This is a genomic window from Halomonas sp. Bachu 37 (assembly GCF_039691755.1).
Lineage (GTDB): Bacteria > Pseudomonadota > Gammaproteobacteria > Pseudomonadales > Halomonadaceae > Vreelandella > Vreelandella kashgarensis.
In genome coordinates this window covers 68,103-87,074 of record NZ_CP137552.1, presented here as the reverse complement: position 1 = coordinate 87,074, position 18,972 = coordinate 68,103, and the positions used below count along the sequence as shown (strand labels likewise).

General features: G+C 59.2%; 12 protein-coding genes and 2 rRNA genes. 6 read left to right on the top strand and 8 right to left on the bottom strand.

Annotation, left to right across the window (positions count from 1 at the left end; translation table 11 throughout):
* Positions 1 to 65: 65 nt before the first annotated feature.
* The 5 genes from R5M92_RS00370 to R5M92_RS00350 form a co-directional block, all read right to left on the bottom strand.
* Positions 66 to 2,956, bottom strand: a 23S ribosomal RNA gene (locus R5M92_RS00370).
* A gap of 309 nt (positions 2,957 to 3,265) precedes the next feature.
* Positions 3,266 to 4,798 (bottom strand): 16S ribosomal RNA (locus R5M92_RS00365).
* Together the 16S and 23S rRNA genes form the textbook arrangement of a ribosomal RNA operon.
* Before the next feature lie 457 nt (positions 4,799 to 5,255).
* Complete coding sequence (locus tag R5M92_RS00360) at positions 5,256 to 5,909, bottom strand: lactate utilization protein C (protein WP_346797036.1); 654 nt, start codon at positions 5,907 to 5,909, stop codon at positions 5,256 to 5,258.
* Positions 5,906 to 7,330, bottom strand: coding sequence for a LutB/LldF family L-lactate oxidation iron-sulfur protein (locus tag R5M92_RS00355; protein ID WP_346797035.1), 1,425 nt, complete (start codon positions 7,328 to 7,330; stop codon positions 5,906 to 5,908). The genes R5M92_RS00360 and R5M92_RS00355 overlap by 4 nt, the downstream gene beginning before the upstream one ends.
* Positions 7,327 to 8,082: a (Fe-S)-binding protein gene (locus R5M92_RS00350; RefSeq protein WP_346797034.1), complete on the bottom strand. Its 756-nt coding sequence runs from the start codon at positions 8,080 to 8,082 to the stop codon at positions 7,327 to 7,329. The genes R5M92_RS00355 and R5M92_RS00350 overlap by 4 nt, the downstream gene beginning before the upstream one ends.
* A 278-nt stretch (positions 8,083 to 8,360) precedes the next feature.
* Between R5M92_RS00350 and R5M92_RS00345 the strand changes: the two genes are divergently transcribed.
* Genes R5M92_RS00345 through R5M92_RS00335 form a run of 3 tightly spaced genes read left to right on the top strand, consistent with a single transcriptional unit; the run spans position 8,361 to position 12,452 of the window.
* Positions 8,361 to 9,128: a GntR family transcriptional regulator gene (locus R5M92_RS00345; RefSeq protein WP_346797033.1), complete on the top strand. Its 768-nt coding sequence runs from the start codon at positions 8,361 to 8,363 to the stop codon at positions 9,126 to 9,128.
* Positions 9,125 to 11,077: a sensor histidine kinase gene (locus R5M92_RS00340; protein WP_346797032.1), complete on the top strand. Its 1,953-nt coding sequence runs from the start codon at positions 9,125 to 9,127 to the stop codon at positions 11,075 to 11,077. Before R5M92_RS00345 ends, R5M92_RS00340 begins: the two co-directional genes overlap by 4 nt.
* Positions 11,070 to 12,452 (top strand): sigma-54 dependent transcriptional regulator, encoded by a 1,383-nt coding sequence (locus tag R5M92_RS00335; RefSeq protein WP_346797031.1) that lies wholly within the window; start codon positions 11,070 to 11,072, stop codon positions 12,450 to 12,452. The genes R5M92_RS00340 and R5M92_RS00335 overlap by 8 nt, the downstream gene beginning before the upstream one ends.
* Here R5M92_RS00335 and R5M92_RS00330 read toward each other — a convergent pair.
* From R5M92_RS00330 to R5M92_RS00320, 3 genes are all read right to left on the bottom strand, one after another.
* Positions 12,428 to 13,099, bottom strand: a complete 672-nt coding sequence (locus R5M92_RS00330) for a metal-dependent hydrolase (protein ID WP_346797030.1) — start codon at positions 13,097 to 13,099, stop codon at positions 12,428 to 12,430. The two genes, R5M92_RS00335 and R5M92_RS00330, sit on opposite strands and share 25 nt — an antisense overlap.
* A gap of 91 nt (positions 13,100 to 13,190) precedes the next feature.
* Complete coding sequence (locus tag R5M92_RS00325; RefSeq protein ID WP_346797029.1) at positions 13,191 to 13,739, bottom strand: gamma carbonic anhydrase family protein; 549 nt, start codon at positions 13,737 to 13,739, stop codon at positions 13,191 to 13,193.
* Between the two features lie 40 nt (positions 13,740 to 13,779).
* Positions 13,780 to 15,120 carry a sodium-dependent transporter gene (locus tag R5M92_RS00320; RefSeq protein WP_346797028.1) on the bottom strand — a complete coding sequence of 447 codons (1,341 nt, stop codon included), beginning with the start codon at positions 15,118 to 15,120 and terminating at the stop codon, positions 13,780 to 13,782.
* Between the two features lie 187 nt (positions 15,121 to 15,307).
* Here R5M92_RS00320 and prlC point away from each other — a divergent pair, with 187 nt between their 5' ends.
* From prlC to R5M92_RS00305, 3 genes are all read left to right on the top strand, one after another.
* Positions 15,308 to 17,356 carry an oligopeptidase A gene (prlC, locus tag R5M92_RS00315; protein WP_346797027.1) on the top strand — a complete coding sequence of 683 codons (2,049 nt, stop codon included), beginning with the start codon at positions 15,308 to 15,310 and terminating at the stop codon, positions 17,354 to 17,356.
* Between the two features lie 108 nt (positions 17,357 to 17,464).
* Positions 17,465 to 17,716, top strand: coding sequence for a YheV family putative zinc ribbon protein (locus R5M92_RS00310; protein ID WP_346797026.1), 252 nt, complete (start codon positions 17,465 to 17,467; stop codon positions 17,714 to 17,716).
* 235 nt (positions 17,717 to 17,951) lie between these two features.
* Positions 17,952 to 18,932: a TAXI family TRAP transporter solute-binding subunit gene (locus R5M92_RS00305; protein ID WP_346797025.1), complete on the top strand. Its 981-nt coding sequence runs from the start codon at positions 17,952 to 17,954 to the stop codon at positions 18,930 to 18,932.
* The last annotated feature ends 40 nt before the right edge of the window (positions 18,933 to 18,972 follow it).

Below are 18,972 nucleotides of genomic sequence, written 5' to 3'. Positions count from 1 at the left end.
ATCCGGTTCTCTGCGTGTGTTCACACGCGATCGTTATCATTTTGAGCAGACCCCTTGGGTGTTATAGGGTCAAGCCTCACGGGCCATTAGTACACGTTAGCTCAACGCCTTGCAGCGCGTCCACACCGTGCCTATCGACCAGCTGGTCTCGCTGGGCCCTTCAGGAGGCTCGAGGCCTCGGGGATGTCTCATCTTGAAGGGGGCTTCCCGCTTAGATGCTTTCAGCGGTTATCCCGTCCGACCATAGCTACCCGGCAATGCCACTGGCGTGACAACCGGAACACCAGAGGGTCGTCCACTCCGGTCCTCTCGTACTAGGAGCAGCGCTTCTCAAACATCCAACGCCCACGGCAGATAGGGACCGAACTGTCTCACGACGTTCTAAACCCAGCTCGCGTACCACTTTAAATGGCGAACAGCCATACCCTTGGGACCGACTTCAGCCCCAGGATGTGATGAGCCGACATCGAGGTGCCAAACACCGCCGTCGATGTGAACTCTTGGGCGGTATCAGCCTGTTATCCCCGGAGTACCTTTTATCCGTTGAGCGATGGCCCTTCCATACAGAACCACCGGATCACTAGAACCTGCTTTCGCACCTGCTCGACGTGTCTGTCTCGCAGTCAAGCACCCTTATGCTCTTGCACTCATTGCACGATGTCCGACCGTGCTGAGGGTACCTTCGTGCTCCTCCGTTACGCTTTGGGAGGAGACCGCCCCAGTCAAACTACCCACCACACACTGTCCTCGATCCGGATCACGGACCTGAGTGAGAACGCCAATGATGCCAGGCTGGTATTTCAAGGTCGGCTCCCTGCGAACTGGCGTCCGCAGTTCCAAGCCTCCCAGCTATCCTACACAGGCAACAACAGCGTCCAGTGTGAAGCTATAGTAAAGGTTCACGGGGTCTTTCCGTCTAGCCGCGGGTACACCGCATCTTCACGGCGATTTCAATTTCACTGAGTCTCGGGTGGAGACAGCGTGGCCATCATTACGCCATTCGTGCAGGTCGGAACTTACCCGACAAGGAATTTCGCTACCTTAGGACCGTTATAGTTACGGCCGCCGTTTACCGGGGCTTCGATCAAGAGCTTCGGCCGAGGCCTAACACCATCACTTAACCTTCCGGCACCGGGCAGGCGTCACACCCTATACGTCCGCTTGCGCGTTAGCAGAGTGCTGTGTTTTTACTAAACAGTTGCAGCCACCTGGTATCTTCGACCGGTTCTCGCTGAAGCCGCGGGGGCTCTCACGATACGCCGGCGTGCCTTCTCCCGAAGTTACGGCACCATTTTGCCTAGTTCCTTCACCCGAGTTCTCTCAAGCGCCTGGGGATTCTCACCCTGACCACCTGTGTCGGTTTGGGGTACGGTCGCACATGATCTGGTGCTTAGAGGCTTTTCCTGGAAGCGTGGCATCAGTGACTTCCAGCCCGTGGGCTGTTCGTCTCGTGTCTCGGCCTTGAGGAACCGGATTTGCCTGATTCCTCAGCCTACTCACTTTCACCAGGACTACCAACGCCTGGCTCACCTAGCCTTCTCCGTCCCCCCATCGCAATCATGTCCGGTACGGGAATATTGACCCGTTTCCCATCGACTACGCCTTTCGGCCTCGCCTTAGGGGCCGACTCACTCTGCTCTGATTAGCATCGAACAGAAACCCTTGGTCTTCCGGCGAGGGAGTTTTTCACTCCCTTTATCGTTACTCATGTCAGCATTCGCACTCGTGATACCTCCAGCAGACTTCTCAATCCACCTTCATCGGCTTACACGACGCTCCTCTACCGCTCATCCTGAGGATGAACCCGTAGCTTCGGTACCTGGTTTAGCCCCGTTACATCTTCCGCGCAGGCCGACTCGACTAGTGAGCTATTACGCTTTCTTTAAAGGATGGCTGCTTCTAAGCCAACCTCCTAGCTGTCTGAGCCTTCCCACCTCGTTTCCCACTTAACCAGGATTTGGGGACCTTAGCTGACGGTCTGGGTTGTTTCCCTTTTCACAACGGACGTTAGCACCCGCTGTGTGTCTCCCACGCTGGCACTCACCGGTATTCGGAGTTTGCCTCGGGTTGGTAAGTCGGGATGACCCCCTAGCCGAAACAGTGCTCTACCCCCGGTGGTGATACGTGAGGCGCTACCTAAATAGCTTTCGAGGAGAACCAGCTATCTCCGGGCTTGATTAGCCTTTCACTCCGATCCACAAGTCATCCAAATCTTTTTCAACAGATCCTGGTTCGGGCCTCCAATTGATGTTACTCAATCTTCACCCTGCTCATGGATAGATCGCCCGGTTTCGGGTCTATTTCCAGCGACTGGTGCGCCCAGTTAAGACTCGGTTTCCCTACGGCTCCCCTATACGGTTAACCTCGCCACTGAAAATAAGTCGCTGACCCATTATACAAAAGGTACGCAGTCACCCAACAAGTGGGCTCCTACTGCTTGTACGCACACGGTTTCAGGATCTATTTCACTCCCCTCTCCGGGGTTCTTTTCGCCTTTCCCTCACGGTACTGGTTCACTATCGGTCAGCCAGGAGTATTTAGCCTTGGAGGATGGTCCCCCCGTCTTCAGTCAAGGTTTCTCGTGCCCCGACCTACTCGATTTCACATGATCAGATTTTCGACTACGGGGCTATCACCCGCTACGGCCGTGCTTCCCAGCACGTTCGTCTAATCAGTCTCATGCTTAAGGGCTACTCCCCGGTCGCTCGCCGCTACTGGGGGAATCTCGGTTGATTTCTTTTCCTCCGGGTACTTAGATGTTTCAGTTCCCCGGGTTCGCCTCGTACCCCTATGGATTCAGGATACGATACTCACCTGATGGTGAGTGGGTTTCCCCATTCAGAGATGTCCGGGTCGCAGGTTGTTTGCCACCTCGCCGAACCTTATCGCAGGCTTCCACGTCTTTCATCGCCTCTGGCTGCCTAGGCATCCACCGTGTGCGCTTCATTGCTTGACCCTATAACCCGAAGGAGTCTGAATCTCGCAATGATAACGATTGCCGGATACGCTTGAGACGTATCACAAAACAATTTACGTATAAACGTCTTAAAAAGACGTTTATGTCAGCATGATATACATTGTTAAAGAGCGACTGCTATGCGCAGTGATAAGGGTTCTTTCACGTTGAAAAAAGGAGAATATCTTTAAAAGACTTTTCTTTTTTCTTTTTAACGTGAGAAGAGCAAAACCCCTTATCACTGCGTATCAACAGCATTCTGATCAGGTAATTCATTGTGAGCGCTTGCCGCGAGGATGACGCATCGTTTAAGGAGGTGATCCAGCCGCAGGTTCCCCTACGGCTACCTTGTTACGACTTCACCCCAGTCATGAACCACACCGTGGTGATCGCCCTCTTGCGTTAGGCTAACCACTTCTGGTGCAGTCCACTCCCATGGTGTGACGGGCGGTGTGTACAAGGCCCGGGAACGTATTCACCGTAGCATTCTGATCTACGATTACTAGCGATTCCGACTTCACGGAGTCGAGTTGCAGACTCCGATCCGGACTGAGACCGGCTTTTCGGGATTGGCTGACTCTCGCGAGCTCGCAACCCTTTGTACCGGCCATTGTAGCACGTGTGTAGCCCTACCCGTAAGGGCCATGATGACTTGACGTCGTCCCCACCTTCCTCCGGTTTGTCACCGGCAGTCTCCTTAGAGTTCCCGCCATTACGCGCTGGCAAATAAGGACAAGGGTTGCGCTCGTTACGGGACTTAACCCAACATTTCACAACACGAGCTGACGACAGCCATGCAGCACCTGTCTCTGCGTTCCCGAAGGCACCCCGGAATCTCTTCCGGGTTCGCAGGATGTCAAGGGTAGGTAAGGTTCTTCGCGTTGCATCGAATTAAACCACATGCTCCACCGCTTGTGCGGGCCCCCGTCAATTCATTTGAGTTTTAACCTTGCGGCCGTACTCCCCAGGCGGTCGACTTATCGCGTTAACTTCGCCACAAAGTGCTCAAGGCACCCAACGGCTGGTCGACATCGTTTACGGCGTGGACTACCAGGGTATCTAATCCTGTTTGCTACCCACGCTTTCGCACCTCAGCGTCAGTGTCAGTCCAGAAGGCCGCCTTCGCCACTGGTATTCCTCCCGATCTCTACGCATTTCACCGCTACACCGGGAATTCTACCTTCCTCTCCTGCACTCTAGCGTGACAGTTCCGGATGCCGTTCCCAGGTTGAGCCCGGGGCTTTCACAACCGGCTTATCACGCCGCCTACGCGCGCTTTACGCCCAGTAATTCCGATTAACGCTTGCACCCTCCGTATTACCGCGGCTGCTGGCACGGAGTTAGCCGGTGCTTCTTCTGCGAGTGATGTCTTTCCTCCGGGGTATTAACCCGAAGGCGTTCTTCCTCGCTGAAAGTGCTTTACAACCCGAGGGCCTTCTTCACACACGCGGCATGGCTGGATCAGGGTTGCCCCCATTGTCCAATATTCCCCACTGCTGCCTCCCGTAGGAGTTCGGGCCGTGTCTCAGTCCCGATGTGGCTGATCATCCTCTCAGACCAGCTACGGATCGTCGCCTTGGTGAGCCTTTACCTCACCAACCAGCTAATCCGGCATAGGCTCATCCGATAGCGGGAGCCGAAGCCCCCTTTCTCCCGTAGGACGTATGCGGTATTAGCCTGGGTTTCCCCAGGTTATCCCCCACTACCGGGCAGATTCCTATGCATTACTCACCCGTCCGCCGCTCGTCAGCGGGAAGCAAGCTTCCCCTGTTACCGCTCGACTTGCATGTGTTAGGCCTGCCGCCAGCGTTCAATCTGAGCCATGATCAAACTCTTCAGTTTACAATCATTGCGGTTCTTGCTCTCCCGAAGGAGAAAGCGAACCAATCTTGGCTCAAGGTTTCAAACGAATTCACTGTGATACACCTAAGTGTATCTTGGTGTTCGCTTGCCTTGATATTTGGTGATTTATCACCCTCATCGGCAAGCGCCCACATGAATTACCTGATCAAATTGTTAAAGAGCTGTTTCGCTGCTGAACTTCAAGAGAAGTCACTGGCTTGCCGTTGAACTGGCTTGCCTCAGCGAGGAAGGCGTATTCTACGCATTTCCTGGTGATTGTCAACCGCTGATGTCAGCGCGTGAAGCGAGCGATCAAAACTTCGCTAACTTCCTGACAATCCGAAGGTTTTCACCTTCATCCACCGCTGGAAACGCTTGGCGTCCCCGGCAGCGGATGCGTACTTTACGGATTCGCGGCGGGGTTGGCAAGAGGTTTGTAAAAAAATGACAAGCGACTTTAATGGCGCACGATCACGACCAACTCTTTCGGCCCGTGCACTCCATAAGCCAGGGTCTGCTCGATATCCGCCGTCTTGCTCGGCCCTGAAATCAACAGCGCATTGGTCGGCATCTGTTGCGACCAACCATGTGCCTCGATCACATCGAAGAGAGTGTCCTCGATGCTGGATGCATCAAGCACGGCGATATGGATGGGAGGCACCAGGCTAAGCTGGCGTGGCTCGTCCTGCGTCGGCCACAGCCAGAGGCTGCCTGTCTCGGCAATAGCGCCCCGAACCGAGGTTAGCCCTGCATCCACCTGCTCGAAAAGCTCACGCTGCCAGCCCTCCACGTCCCGGTCGGAGTCCACCAACTTCAACTCGCTGGCGGCAAGCTCCATGCGCACTTCAGCCGCGACCGGGTGCTCTCGGCCCAGCGCCAGCCGGCGAATGGATTTTGCCGAGACGACTTGGCTCAACACCTCAAGCCAGTTGTCGCGCTGGGTGTGGATCACTTCACCATGCACCGAAGTGATCCAGCGCTCGAAACGCTCCAGGCGTTCGTCATGGCTCCAGCCGCGCCCCGTGACCACGGCAAAATCACTTTTCGGCGCAGCCAACGGGCCGTCGGTACGCTCGCGCAAGCGCCTGAGAATCGTATCGCGTGCGCTCATGACTCTTTCTCCTGACGGTGTCGCTTCATCAAGGCATGCAGCGACGTCTTGGCCGGTTTCGGCATGGTGCGATAATCGGTCCAGGGGCCGAGCTTGGCCGGCATCATCACTTGCAACTTGCCGGCAATAGCCGTGCCGCCGCGCCAGGCACCGGGATGGGTCGCCATCCACTGCCAGCTTTTCCAGGCGGCAACTTCCTTCTTGTTACGTTTGACACCGGCACCGAGAACGTTTCCTCGCCCCTCTCCTACGGCCTCCTTGCGCAGACGCACCAGCAGGTCCGGAATGGGAATCTTGACCGGGCAGACCTCACCGCAAGCGCCGCAAAGGCTGGAGGCACTTGGCAAGTCCTGGGTCGCCTCCAGCCCCAGCATGTGCGGCATCAGGATACTGCCGATCGGACCGGGATAGGTGGTACCGTAGGTATGCCCGCCCACCCGCGTGTAGACGGGGCAATGATTCATGCAGGCGCCGCAGCGAATGCAACGCAACGTATCGAGCAGCTCGTCATCCTGATAAATGCTGGAGCGGCCGTTGTCGACCAGCACCAGATGAACCTCCTCGGGCCCATCGCGCTCTCCCCGCTTGCGCGGCGAGTTGATCAGGTTGAAATAGGTGGTGACGTGTTGGCCGGTGGCCGAACGGGTCAATAGCGCATAAAGCGGCGCCACGTCGCGCAGATGTTCCACCACTTTCTCGATACCGGTCACGGCGATATGCACCGGCGGCACGGTGGTGGTCATGCGCCCGTTACCTTCGTTCTCCACCAGGCACAGCGTACCCGTTTCAGCCACCGCGAAGTTGACGCCGGAAACCCCCACATCGGCGGACATGAAACGTTCACGCAACTGCTGTCTGGCTGCCGCCGTCATGTAGTCGACATCGCGGGTGCGCTCGGTACCCGTCTTGTCATGCAGGATGTCGGAAATCTCATCGGTATTGAGGTGAATCGCCGGCATGATGATATGCGACGGCGTCTGTTCATTGAGCTGTACCAGGTATTCGCCGAGATCCGACTCCAGCGCCTCGATGCCCGCCTCTTCCAGATGCGCATTCAGGTGCATCTCCTCGGAAACCATCGACTTGCCCTTGATCACCGACTTGGCACCGCGCGCCTGGCATATTTCGCGGATGATACGACACGCCTGGTCGCCATCCTCGGCCCAGTGCATCTGGATTCCGTTGGCCTGGCAGTTGGCCTCCAGCTGCTCGAGAAGGTCGGGAAGCTTGGCCAGCGCCCGCAGGCGAATATTCGCCCCCAGCTCACGCAGCGTCTCCAGGTCCCAGTCGTTGAATATGTCGCGCCGCTTGGTCATCAGACCATCCATGGCCTTGCGGAAGTTGCCCCGTATCTGCGGATTGCCCAGGGCGTCGTGGGCCTGACGATGGAAGGCCTGCGGCGTATAGATTTCGACGCTCATGAAGTTCTCCGCCATAGATAGCTGGCAATATGCTCACCCTGCACCGGCTTCTCCTGGTGCTCGAAACGGCCGCCGATGTTCATCAGGCAACCACAGTCAGAGGTCACGAAGCGTTTCGTGCCAGTCGCTTCGATTGCCTGGGTCTTGTCTTCGACCATGGCCGCCGAGACCTCGGGATGGCGTACCGCGAAAGTGCCGCCGAAACCGCAGCACTCAGCCGCCCGCGCCTGTTCGACCAGCTCCACATGGCCCAGCTTGGCGAGCAGGGCCGGGCCGGTTTCCGCCAGACCCATCTCGCGCCGGGCACTGCAGGAGGTATGCATGGCAACCTTTTCCGGCGCTCCGCGATCCTCCAGCTGAAGATGGCAGACATGAACCAGAAATTCGGTCAGCTCGAAGATGCGTCCAGCGACTTCCATCGCTCGTACTTCACTGTTTGTACCAGCAAAAAGTGCCGGATAGTGAGTGCGCATCATGCCGCCACAGGAACCGGATGGCACCACGATGGGCCATGGCTCGGGAAACAGCGCCAGCTGCGATTCGGCCACTGCCCGCGCCTCGCTCTCGTATCCTGACGTATAGGCGGGTTGGCCACAACACGTCTGATCCTCGGGAAAAACCACTTCGATACCTTCTCTCTCCAGCAAGCGCACACCATCCAGGCCGGCCTCGGGAAAGAAGATGTCCACCAGACAGGTTCCGTAGAAATAGACCTTTTCCGGCTTGGGGGGATACAGCTTGACGGGAGTCATGGCGAGCGCTCGTCTCCTATCGCTGCCTTTTGTGGCAACGAAACAAGAATAATTGGTAAAACCAATTGACATATAATATTTCGACAACACTAGGGAGCGGAGGAAGCGCTGTCAAATGCAAAGCGCAGATAGCGGCACTTTGCTTGTTTATACTTTAGTGAAAGAGCGCTGGTAATAAGGTAATGAAGTCAGGGATGGCGTCGCGAAATGCCGGGGTAGATATTGTTTGCCTTCAAAACACACGTTAATATTGGTCTTACCAATTAAGAGGGCTTTCCATGGATTATCCGCCACTACGCCAACAACGTCTCGCCGACGTAATCACCGAACGCCTGGAAGGCATGATTCTGGAAGGCAGCCTCAAGCCCGGCCACCGTCTACCGCCGGAGCGCGAGCTGGCGGAACGTTTCGGTGTCTCGCGCCCTTCCTTGCGTGAAGCCATTCAGAAACTGGCCGCCCGTGGGTTATTGAGCAGCCGCCAAGGTGGCGGCACCTTCGTCAACGAGGAACTCAATAGCGGCTATACCGACCCGCTCTTGGAAATGCTCTCCCGCCACAAGGAGTTCGATCTCGACCTGCTCGAATTTCGCGATGCCATGGAGGGTATCTCGGCCTATTATGCCGCGCTGCGCTCCACGCCAGCCGATAAATCCGTGCTTATCCAGCGTTTCGAGGAACTCGATAGCGGCTTCGCCGGAGCCGACCCCGCCCAGGAAGCGAAACTGGACGCCGCCTTTCACCTGGCCATTGCCGAAGCGGCGCACAACGTGCTGCTTCTGCACACCATACGCGGCATCTTTCATTTACTGGAAAAGAGTATCGTCGATAACCTGGCCCACCTGTTCGCCAAGCCCGGCTCACGCAGCCAATTGATGAAGCAACACCGGGCCCTGCTCGACGCCATTCTCGAAGGTAAGGCGGAAGATGCACGCTTGCGCGCCCATGAGCATCTTGTCTTCGTCGAAGATGGCCTGCTGGAAATGGCGCGTGCCGAAACGAGAGCGCAACGCGCCTTGCGTCGCGCCCAAGGTGCAGCACCGGCATGAATCCGGTATCCCCGTCCGGCAAGGCTGCTACCGGCTTGCGGACACAGCATGTCGCGCTTGCCGGCCTGTCGCGGCGCTGGCGACGTTTATGGCTGGTCGCGATCCCTCTCGGCTTGGTGCTATTCGTTTGGCAAGCCACGCAATTGGCCAAGGAACAGGCGCTCGACACGTTGCACAAGGATGCCGAAAACGAACTTCGCCTATCCGCGGCCAACCTGAACGGCTATCTGCTGCGCTATGACTACCTGCCCAGCATGCTCGCCACGCGCGAAGGCGTACAGCGCTTCTTGGCCTCCCCCGATACCCAGGATGCCATGCCGCTGAACCTGCTTCTGGACCGCTTCCGCTTCACCACCGATGTATCGGATGTGTACCTGCTCGACCGCCACGGCGACACTCTCGCGGCCAGCAACTGGCACCGCCCTAACACCTTTATTGGTCAGAACTACGAATTCAGAAGCTATTATCAGGACGCCATCGCCGGAGGCCAGGGGCGCTTCTACGGCCTGGGCGTGCAATCGCTGGAGCGCGGCTATTACTTTTCCGCGCCGGTATGGCTCGACGATACCGCACCTGATGCGCGCCCCGACGGGGTCATGGTGGTCAAGGTCCTGCTGGATGGGGTGGAGGACAGCTGGGCGGAGCAGGATGCCGAACTGCTGGTCTCGGACGGCGATGACATCATTTTCATGGCCAGCCGCCCCGAGTTGCGCATGACGGCACTGCACCCGCTCTCGGAAGAAGAACACCAGGCACTTTTACAAACTCGCCGTTACGCCAACGAACCCCTCCCACCCTCGGGCATTGAAGCAGGAGACACCTACGGCAAGCAGAGCCGTATCGTCAGTTTTGCCCATGGCCCGCTCAGCGAAGGCAATTACCTGAGCCTGAGCCGGCACATCCCCGAGTTCGGTTGGCAGATGCATATTCTCAAGCCGCTGACACCAGTGATCCGGGCCCAGTGGATCGCCGGGCTGATGGCTGGCGGTCTTTATGGGGTAATCCTGCTGGGAGGCGGCATTGGCTGGCAACGCCTGCGCCTGCGCCGGGAGCGGGAGGAATTCGCCGAGCGTGAACGCAAGACGCTGGCGCGCGTTCGCGACGAACTGGAAATCAGCGTCAAGCATCGTACCCGCGACCTGGTGTCGAGCAATGAACGGCTGTCAGCGGAAATCGAAGAAAGACGGCGTGCGGAAGATAATCTTCGCCAGACCCAGGATGAATTGATCCAGGCGGCAAAACTGGCGGTGCTGGGGCAACTTGCGGCCGGCATCAATCACGAGCTCAACCAGCCGCTGGCGGCCATTCGCGCCTATGCCGAGAATGCCCGCAGCTTCATTGCGCGCGAGCATCCGGCGCGGGCGGATACCAACCTGGAGCAGATCATCGAGCTCACCAAGCGCATGGCGGATATTAGCGCCCAGCTGCGTCAGTTCTCGCGCAAGAGCGGCGAGCGGGAGGAGACGGTATCGCTGCAAGCCTGTACCGAGTACGCCTTGCGCTTGTTCCAGAGCCGGCTTTACGACAGTCGGGTACGCGTGGAACACGCCTGGCCGGAGCATACGATATGGGCGAAAGCGGATCTCGTGCGCCTGGAACAAGTGGTGGTCAACCTGATCAGCAACGCCTTGCAGGCCATGAAGGAGACAGCCGCCCCGCGTCTGTCCATCAGTGGCGAGGAGCGCGGCGACCGAGTCACGATCCGCGTGGCGGATAACGGCCCGGGGATACCCGACGCCCACCTGGGCCGGGTGTTCGAGCCGTTTTTCACCACCAAGGCGCCGGGCAGCGGCCTGGGGCTGGGCTTGTCGATCTCTTCGCGTATCGTTGACGATCTGGGCGGCAAGCTGCAAGTCTACAATCGGCCCGAGGGCGGGGCCTGCTTCACGCTTACCCTGGCCCGCGCTGCGCCGCCTCCTTCCCACCAGGAAACCCTTACCCATGCATGAACCGGCGACCTCTCCCGTAATGGTGATCGACGACGAGGCTCACTTGCGCATTACCGCGAGCCAGACACTGGAGCTTGCCGGTTACACTCCCCATTGCTACGACAATGCCGAAGAGGCGCTGAGCCAACTCCCGCTGGATTTCCCCGGCGTGGTAGTCAGCGATATTCGCATGCCCGGCATGGATGGCATGGCCTTGTTGCGCCAGCTGCATCAGCGCGACCCCACCCTGCCGGTCATCCTGATCACCGGACACGGTGACATCTCCACCGCGGTGGAAGCCATGCGCGAAGGTGCCTGGGATTTTCTGGAAAAGCCCTTCGCCGGCGACCAACTGGTGGAAGTGGTCCGCCGGGGCCTGGAGAAGCGCCAACTGAGCCTGGAAAACCGCCGCCTGAAAGCGGAACTGGAAGTGCAACAGGCGGCGCTGGGGCCGCGGCTGGTGGGGCGCACTGCGGTCATTTCACGCCTGGCTGCCATGATCCAGCGCATCAGCCAGGTGGAAGCCGATGTGCTGCTCTTCGGTGAAACCGGCACCGGCAAGGACCTGGTGGCGCGCGCCATCCACGAACGCAGCTCGCGGCGCGGCAAACCCTTCATGGCCATCAACTGCGGCGCAGTACCGGAGAGCACTATCGAGTCCGAGCTGTTCGGCCATGAGAAGGGCGCGTTCACCGGCGCTGTCGAGCGGCGTATCGGCAAGTTCGAACACGCCAATGGCGGCACCGTGTTCCTCGACGAGATCGAGTCGATGCCGCTGGCCCTGCAGGTCAAGCTGCTACGGGTATTGCAGGAGCGCTCGGTCGAGCGCCTGGGCGCCAACGAGACGGTGCCCCTGGATCTGCGCGTCATCACCGCCACCAAGGTCGATCTGAAAACCGCTGCCGAAAACGGCGATTTTCGCGAAGACCTCTATTACCGGCTCAACGTGGTGACCCTGGCGCTGCCGCCCTTGCGCGAAAGGCGCGAAGACATTCCGCTGCTGTTCCAGCACTTTGCCGTGGTGGCGGGCAATCGCAGCGGACTCGAAGTTCCCAGCCTGGACGCCAGCGGCATCGCCGTGCTGCTGGCCCATGACTGGCCGGGCAACGTGCGGGAATTGCGCAACCTCGCCGAGCGCTACGTGCTGCTGGGCGCGGCGTTCGACTACCGCCTCGACGCACTGCTGGAAGGAAGCGCCACCGATACCCGTGAACCCAACCTGCCCCGCCAGGTGGAGCTGTTCGAGAAAAGCCTGATCAGCCAGGCCCTGGCCCGTCATCGTGGGCGGGTCAGCGACGTTTGCCACCAGCTGGGCATTCCGCGCAAGACACTTTACGACAAGCTCAAGAAACACCAACTGAAAGCCGACGATTACCGCCACAACAGTGATCCCTGAACCAGAATATCCCCCAGTACATGCCATGGCGGCACCCAGGGCAGTAACGCCCCAGTGGCGATCAGCATCAGCAGCGAGGAGACCGGCCGGCGGCCATCGCAGAGCTTCAAGGCGGTACCGAAAGAGCGCTTCAGCCGCGCGCCCTCGAGATCCACGCTATACAACTCGTCGAGCAGCAGATGAATCAGAAACCCCAAGCCTACTGCCACGCCATGGCACCAGGCCAACCATGATTCCTGGCCCAGTAGCTGAAAGCTCAAGGCCGCCGCTATGAAACTGCACAGCATCCCCGCCATCAGCGAGTGCCAGATACCTCGATGCACCGTCAGGCGAGCGAACAGCACTCCTCCCAGATAGCGCACCGAAAAATAGATGGCGCCGCAGCTCAGCAGTAACACCCCAGGGGTCAGCCAGGGCTGCAGCAGCAGTGCGCCCAGCACCAGGGCGGGTACGGAAAGCAGGTTGAAAATCAACCGGATGGAGCGCGACCGGTCGGCATCGATATCCGGCAGGATGCCGCCGAACGCCACCAAGGCCGGCATCAACAGCGCCTGGGAGCCCGGCCACCACTGCGCCTGCCAGCCGCCATAGGCGAACAGCGCGCCGCCGACGGTGGCGATGGTGATGTGGGTACGAAAATCGGCCATGTCGCGACAGCTCTGAAAAACTGTATAAATTATCAGAATATAGCGTGTCGCAACATAGATTCTTGAGAAAAAACGTTGGCTAAACGGTAGTTTAGGTCACCGTTTGTTGCAGATACTGATCCTTGAGCTTCACATAGTTGCCGGCGGTATAGGGAAAGAAGGCACGCTCCTTGTCCTTGAGCGGGCGTAACGCCTTGGCTGGATTACCGGCATAGACGAAACCGCTGGGCAAGTGCTTGCCGGGAGTGACCACGGCTCCCGCAGCGATGATGACTTCGTCCTCGACCACCGCCCCATCCATGACTACCGATCCCATTCCCACCAGAATACGGCTACCCAGGGTGCATCCGTGCAGGATCGCCTTGTGGCCGATGGTGACGTCGTCGCCGATGGTCAGCGGGAAGCCGTCGGGATTGAAGTCGCTGGCATGGGTGATATGCAGGACACTACCATCCTGAACGCTGGTGCGCGCGCCGATGCGGATACGATGCATGTCACCGCGGATTACCGTCATCGGCCATACCGAACAGTCATCGCCCAGCACCACATCCCCCAGCACCACGCTCGCCGGGTCGATGAAGACACGCTCGCCCAATTGCGGCGTATGGCCCTGAAACGAGCGAATGGCTGCATGGCTCATTGCATTTCTCCTGTCATTGGTGGGTTCCGTCTTCCTCACTCTACAACAAGGCGCTCAGCAGCACGACGAACGTCAGCGGTATCGAAATCCAGCGCACCACGCCCCGCCACAGGCGAAAGCGCCCTTCGCCAACTCCGAGTGCGCTGGCGGCGGCTGGCTGGGGCATGACCCAGGCGGCAAAAATGGCGATGAGCAACCCGCCCAGGGGCAGGAAGATATCCGGCGGAATGCTGCTCACCAGCTCGAATACGTTGCGCCCCAGCAGCGGGCGGAAATCCGCCAGTACGGAAAACGACAGCGCCGACAGCAGACCGAGCAGCCACACGCTCAAACCCACCGCCGCCGCCGACAGGCCCCGGCCCCACCCCAGCCCCTGCAAGGTGGCCACCATCGGTTCGGCCAGGTTGATGGCGGAGGTCCAGGTCGCCAGCAGCAGAAGCAAAAAGAAGATGCTCAGCCACAGTGCTCCCCAGGGAATATGCGAAAAGGCGATAGGCAGGGTGACGAACATCAACCCCGGCCCTTCGGCGGGGTCGAGCCCTTGAGCGAATACCACCGAAAAGATGGCGATTCCCGCCAGCAAGGCCACGCTGATATCCAGCACCGCCACCGCGGCGGCCGCCTTGGGCAGGCTCTGCTCTTCGGGCATGTAGGCACCATAAGCCATCAATGCACAGGCACCGACCGCCAGGGTAAAGAAGGCATGGCCCAGGGCATGCAGCACCACCTCGGGTGTTATCGCCGCAAGGTTGGGAGTGAACAGCCATGCCAGGGCCGGCCCGAACCCTTCGGTGGTGGCGGCATAGCCTGCCAGGAGCAGCAACAGCAGGTACAGTAGCGGCATCAGCAGGTTGTTGAGCTTCTCCAGGCCCTTGGCCACTCCCGCCGCCACCACGGTCATGGTCATGAACAGGAAGAGCGAATGGTTGAACACCAGCAGCCAGGGATTGGCAAGGAAAGCATTGAAGCCCGCGCCCACCTGCTCGGCGCTGGCCCCGGTAAACTGACCGTTGATGGAAGCCACCAGAAACTCGATCGACCAGCCGGATACCACCGAATAGAACGACAGGATGCAGAACACCGTGAACGCCCCGAAGGCACCCAACCAGCGCCAATGGGGCGAGGCCCCGGCTTCGGCCGCCAGCGTTCCCAGCGACTGCATCGGTCCGCGCCGGCCGGCACGGCCGATGAGGATTTCCGCCATCATCACCGGCAATCCCAGCAGCAGCACGAAGGCGATATACACCAGCAGAAAAGCAGCGCCGCCATTTTCTCCGGCGATATAGGGAAAGCGCCAGATATTACCCAGGCCCACCGCGGCTCCGGTCACGGCCAGGATAAAGGCGCGTTTCGACCCCCATCGCTCCAGCGTCTCGCTCATTGCTTGCTCCTGCCTAGCGGCTATAAAAGCCCGCAAGACTAGCAGGGCGCCGCCTTGCGGCCAAACCTCCATTGAAACTCGAAGCTCTCGCCCGCACCTAGCAAAGAGCTATTTCAAGAGCCACCCAGAGAATCATCGAGTGTAGAATGGTCCTATGCCTGCACTCCGCCAACCCCAAGAGGTGCGTATGCCCCGTAACCCGTTGCTTGAAAATGACGAACTCCCCGCGTTTGGCGAGATTCGTCCCGAGCATGTCGTACCAGCGCTTGATGCCTTGTTGGCAGAAAGCCGCGGCGGCATCCAGCAACTTGCCGACCAAGCCTCTCATACCGCGCCCACCTGGGAGAGTTTCGCCGCGCCGCTGGAAGCGCTCAACGACCGGCTGGCGCGAGCGTGGTCGCCGGTGTCGCACCTCAACGGCACCATGAACACGCCTGCCCTGCGCGAGGCCTACCAGGCCTGCCTGGGTAAACTTTCCGAGTACAGCACTTGGATGGGCCAGCATGAAGGCTTGTTTCACGCCTGGCAGGCAGTGAAGGACGGCCCGGCCTGGGCGGAGCTGGATAGCGCGCAACGACGCACAGTCGAACAGACGCTACGCGATTTTCATCTGGCGGGGGTCGATCTCGCCCCGGAAAAGAAGGCCCGCTATGGTGAAATCCAGGCACGCCTTTCCGAGCTGTCCAACCAGTTCTCCAACCATGTGCTGGATGCCACCCAGGCATGGCACAAGGATGTCGCCAACGCCGATGTCCTGGCGGGACTCCCCCAGAGCGCACTCGACACGCTGAAGGCCAACGCCGACGCCAAGGGAGTGGAAGGCTACCGTATCACTCTGGACTTCCCCAGCTTCTTCCCGGTCGTCAGTTATGCCGATGATCGGGACCTGCGCCGCGAGGTGTATACCGCCTTCGTCACCCGCGCCTCCGACCAGGGTCCCGATGCGGGACGTTTCGACAACGCCCCCCTGATCGAAGAGATTCTCGCCCTGCGCCAGGAGCTTGCCGAGCTACTGGGCTTCGCCACTTATGCCGACTACTCGCTGGTCACCAAGATGGCCGACTCCCCCGAGCAAGTGCTGGCGTTCCTCGAGGATCTCGCGCGGCGCGCCGTTCCCCAGGCCCGTGAGGAATTCGCCGAACTGACCGACTACGCTCGGGATCAGCTTGAACTGGACGAGCTGCAGCCCTGGGATATCGCCTACGCCAGCGAAAAGCTGCGCGAGGCGCGTCACGCCATTTCCCAAGAGCAACTACGCCCCTATTTCCCGGCGCCCAAGGTAGTGGATGGTCTTTTCCAGGTGGTCGAGCGCCTCTACGGGGTGCGCTTTGAAGAAGACTTGGATGCCCCCAGCTATCACGAAGATGTGCGCTATTTTCGCATCATGGAAGATGGCAGCCCCATTGCCGGCTTCTACCTCGACCTCTACGCCCGCGAAGGCAAGCGCGGCGGCGCGTGGATGGCGGATTGCCGGGTCAGGCGCCAGACCGAAAACGGTCTGCAGTTACCCGTGGCGTTTCTGACCTGCAATTTCACGCCTCCCGTGGAAGGCCGGCCGGCGCTACTAACCCACGACGAAGTCACCACCCTGTTTCATGAGTTCGGCCATGGTCTCCACCACATGCTGACCAAGCAGCAGATCGCCGATATCTCGGGCATCAACGGTGTCGCCTGGGACGCCGTCGAGCTGCCCAGCCAGTTCATGGAAAACTACTGCTGGGAGCGCGAAGGACTCGACTTCCTGGCAAGCCATGTGGAAACCGGCGAACCACTCCCCACCGAGCTGCTCGAACGCCTCCAGGCCGCCAAGAACTTCCAGTCCGCCATGGGTATGGCGCGCCAGCTGGAGTTCTCCCTTTTCGACCTGCGTCTGCACCATGAGCTGACCGCCCCCACGGCGGCACAGGTACAAGCGCTGCTGGATGAGGTGCGCGAAGCGGTATCGGTGGTACCCAAGGTTGACTGCAATCGCTTCCAGAACAGCTTCGGCCATATCTTCGCCGGCGGCTACGCGGCGGGCTACTACAGCTACAAATGGGCGGAGGTGCTCTCGGCGGATGCGTGGAGTGCTTTCGAGGAAGCCGGGATATTCGACCCCGATACCGGTAAGCGCTTTCGCCAGGAAATCCTGGAACAGGGCGGCGCACGCGATGCCGCCGAGATGTTTCGCAATTTCCGCGGCCGTGAACCCAGCGTCGAACCGCTGCTACGCCATAGTGGCATCCGTGCCGCTTAGTGGCGCTTTCTTGTCTACTTTTTATTAACGACTTTTTATTAACGACTTTCTTCACTACTCATGCTTCACCGCGTCGCAAGGCGCGGTGACATTTTTCCGGAGGCTATCATGGCCGTGACCAAACGCTTCATTGCCGGTGCCATCTGCCCCAGGTGCGCCGAAATGGACCGCATCCGCGCCTGGGAGCAAAACGGTATTCGCTATCGCCAGTGCGTGAACTGCGATTTCTTCGAGCAGCTGCCGATCGAGGATGACGCTCAGGACGAGCTGACCACGCGGGTCAATCAGGTGCGGGACGACCAGAAACGTCAGGAGGTCCAGCCGGTGAGAATTCTCGACCCAGGCAAGCCCTCCCATTGAGCGAAGTGTGCGGAAAACCGCACACTCGATTTTCGTCGTTGTGCGCAACTTCAGACAAAAGGCACTTATTTCGCTTAGACCTTGGTCGCAGACTGATGGCTCAATACTTTGTTTTTAAAAATTAATTAGATTAATGGTGCATTAATTGCTCATTATTAGTGCGACGTTTGATGGCCAACACCAATAGCGACCATCAGTGATCCACACCAATAATGAATCAATGGGGAAACTCGCCATGCGCAACACGATGCCCAAGACCCTTACCGTACTCGCCGGCAGCGCCATGCTGGCTGCGGGAGCCGCTCACGCCGACAGGTCCGATTGGCCCGACAACTTTACCGTGGGAACCGCCAGCCAAGGGGGCACCTACTTCGTCTACGGCTCTGGATGGGCGAATTTCATCGCCGACGAGCTGGGCGTATCCGGGGGCGGAGAAGTGACCGGGGGTCCGACCCAGAACCTGGCACTGGTTCACAGTGGTGATGTGGCCTTCGGCCTGACCACCATGGGTCCGGCATCCGATGCGGTGAAAGGCGAGAGCCCGTTGGCCCCCGGCGTTGCCATGGACAATGTGTGCGCCATGTTCCCGATGTATGAAACGCCCTTCTCGATCACCGCGCTTGCCGATAGCGGCATCGAGTCGATCTCCGACATTCCCGATGGCGCCCGCATTGGCTTCGGGCCGGCAGCCTCCACCTCCGATACTTACTTCCCGGCCATGCTGGAAACCCTGGGCGTGGATTTCGAACGCCGCAACGGCGGCTGGTCGGACCTCGGCGGCCAGCTCCAGGATGGCTTGCTCGACGTGATCGCCTTCGCCGCCGGCATTCCGATTCCTGCGGTCAGCCAGCTGGAAGTGCAGACCGACGTGAATATCATCGAGTTCACCGAAGAAGAACTCGAAACTATCCTGGAAAACTATCCGGTCGCCGAATTCTCCATTCCTGCCAGCACTTACGAAACTCTCGAAGAAGACGCTCGTGCCGTGTCCATGTGGAACTTCGCCATCGCTGGATGTGACCTGCCGGAAGACTTCATCTACGAAGTCACCAAAGTCACCATGGAAAACAACGATCGTATGAAGTCCGTACACCGCAGCGCGGCTACCACCATTCCGGAAAACATCAAGCACAATACCGTGCTTCCCTTCCATCCGGGCGCTGCACGCTGGTACGAAGACAACGGCCACGAAATCGATCCCGACCTGATCAAGTAAACGCCACGCTTGAGTCCCTTGCCCCGTCGCGGCCTGGCCG

Bases quoted from the DNA above. Each gene is read 5' to 3' on its own strand.
- R5M92_RS00310 (WP_346797026.1), top strand. From the start codon at position 17,465: ATGGCCGTGACCAAACGCTTCATTGCCGGTGCCATCTGCCCCAGGTGC.
- R5M92_RS00340 (WP_346797032.1), top strand. From the start codon at position 9,125: ATGAATCCGGTATCCCCGTCCGGCAAGGCTGCTACCGGCTTGCGGACA.
- R5M92_RS00355 (WP_346797035.1), bottom strand. From the start codon at position 7,330: ATGAGCGTCGAAATCTATACGCCGCAGGCCTTCCATCGTCAGGCCCAC.
- R5M92_RS00350 (WP_346797034.1), bottom strand. From the start codon at position 8,082: ATGACTCCCGTCAAGCTGTATCCCCCCAAGCCGGAAAAGGTCTATTTC.
- R5M92_RS00360 (WP_346797036.1), bottom strand. From the start codon at position 5,909: ATGAGCGCACGCGATACGATTCTCAGGCGCTTGCGCGAGCGTACCGAC.
- R5M92_RS00330 (WP_346797030.1), bottom strand. From the start codon at position 13,099: ATGGCCGATTTTCGTACCCACATCACCATCGCCACCGTCGGCGGCGCG.
- prlC (WP_346797027.1), top strand. From the start codon at position 15,308: ATGCCCCGTAACCCGTTGCTTGAAAATGACGAACTCCCCGCGTTTGGC.
- R5M92_RS00335 (WP_346797031.1), top strand. From the start codon at position 11,070: ATGCATGAACCGGCGACCTCTCCCGTAATGGTGATCGACGACGAGGCT.
- R5M92_RS00325 (WP_346797029.1), bottom strand. From the start codon at position 13,739: ATGAGCCATGCAGCCATTCGCTCGTTTCAGGGCCATACGCCGCAATTG.
- R5M92_RS00320 (WP_346797028.1), bottom strand. From the start codon at position 15,120: ATGAGCGAGACGCTGGAGCGATGGGGGTCGAAACGCGCCTTTATCCTG.
- R5M92_RS00305 (WP_346797025.1), top strand. From the start codon at position 17,952: ATGCGCAACACGATGCCCAAGACCCTTACCGTACTCGCCGGCAGCGCC.
- R5M92_RS00345 (WP_346797033.1), top strand. From the start codon at position 8,361: ATGGATTATCCGCCACTACGCCAACAACGTCTCGCCGACGTAATCACC.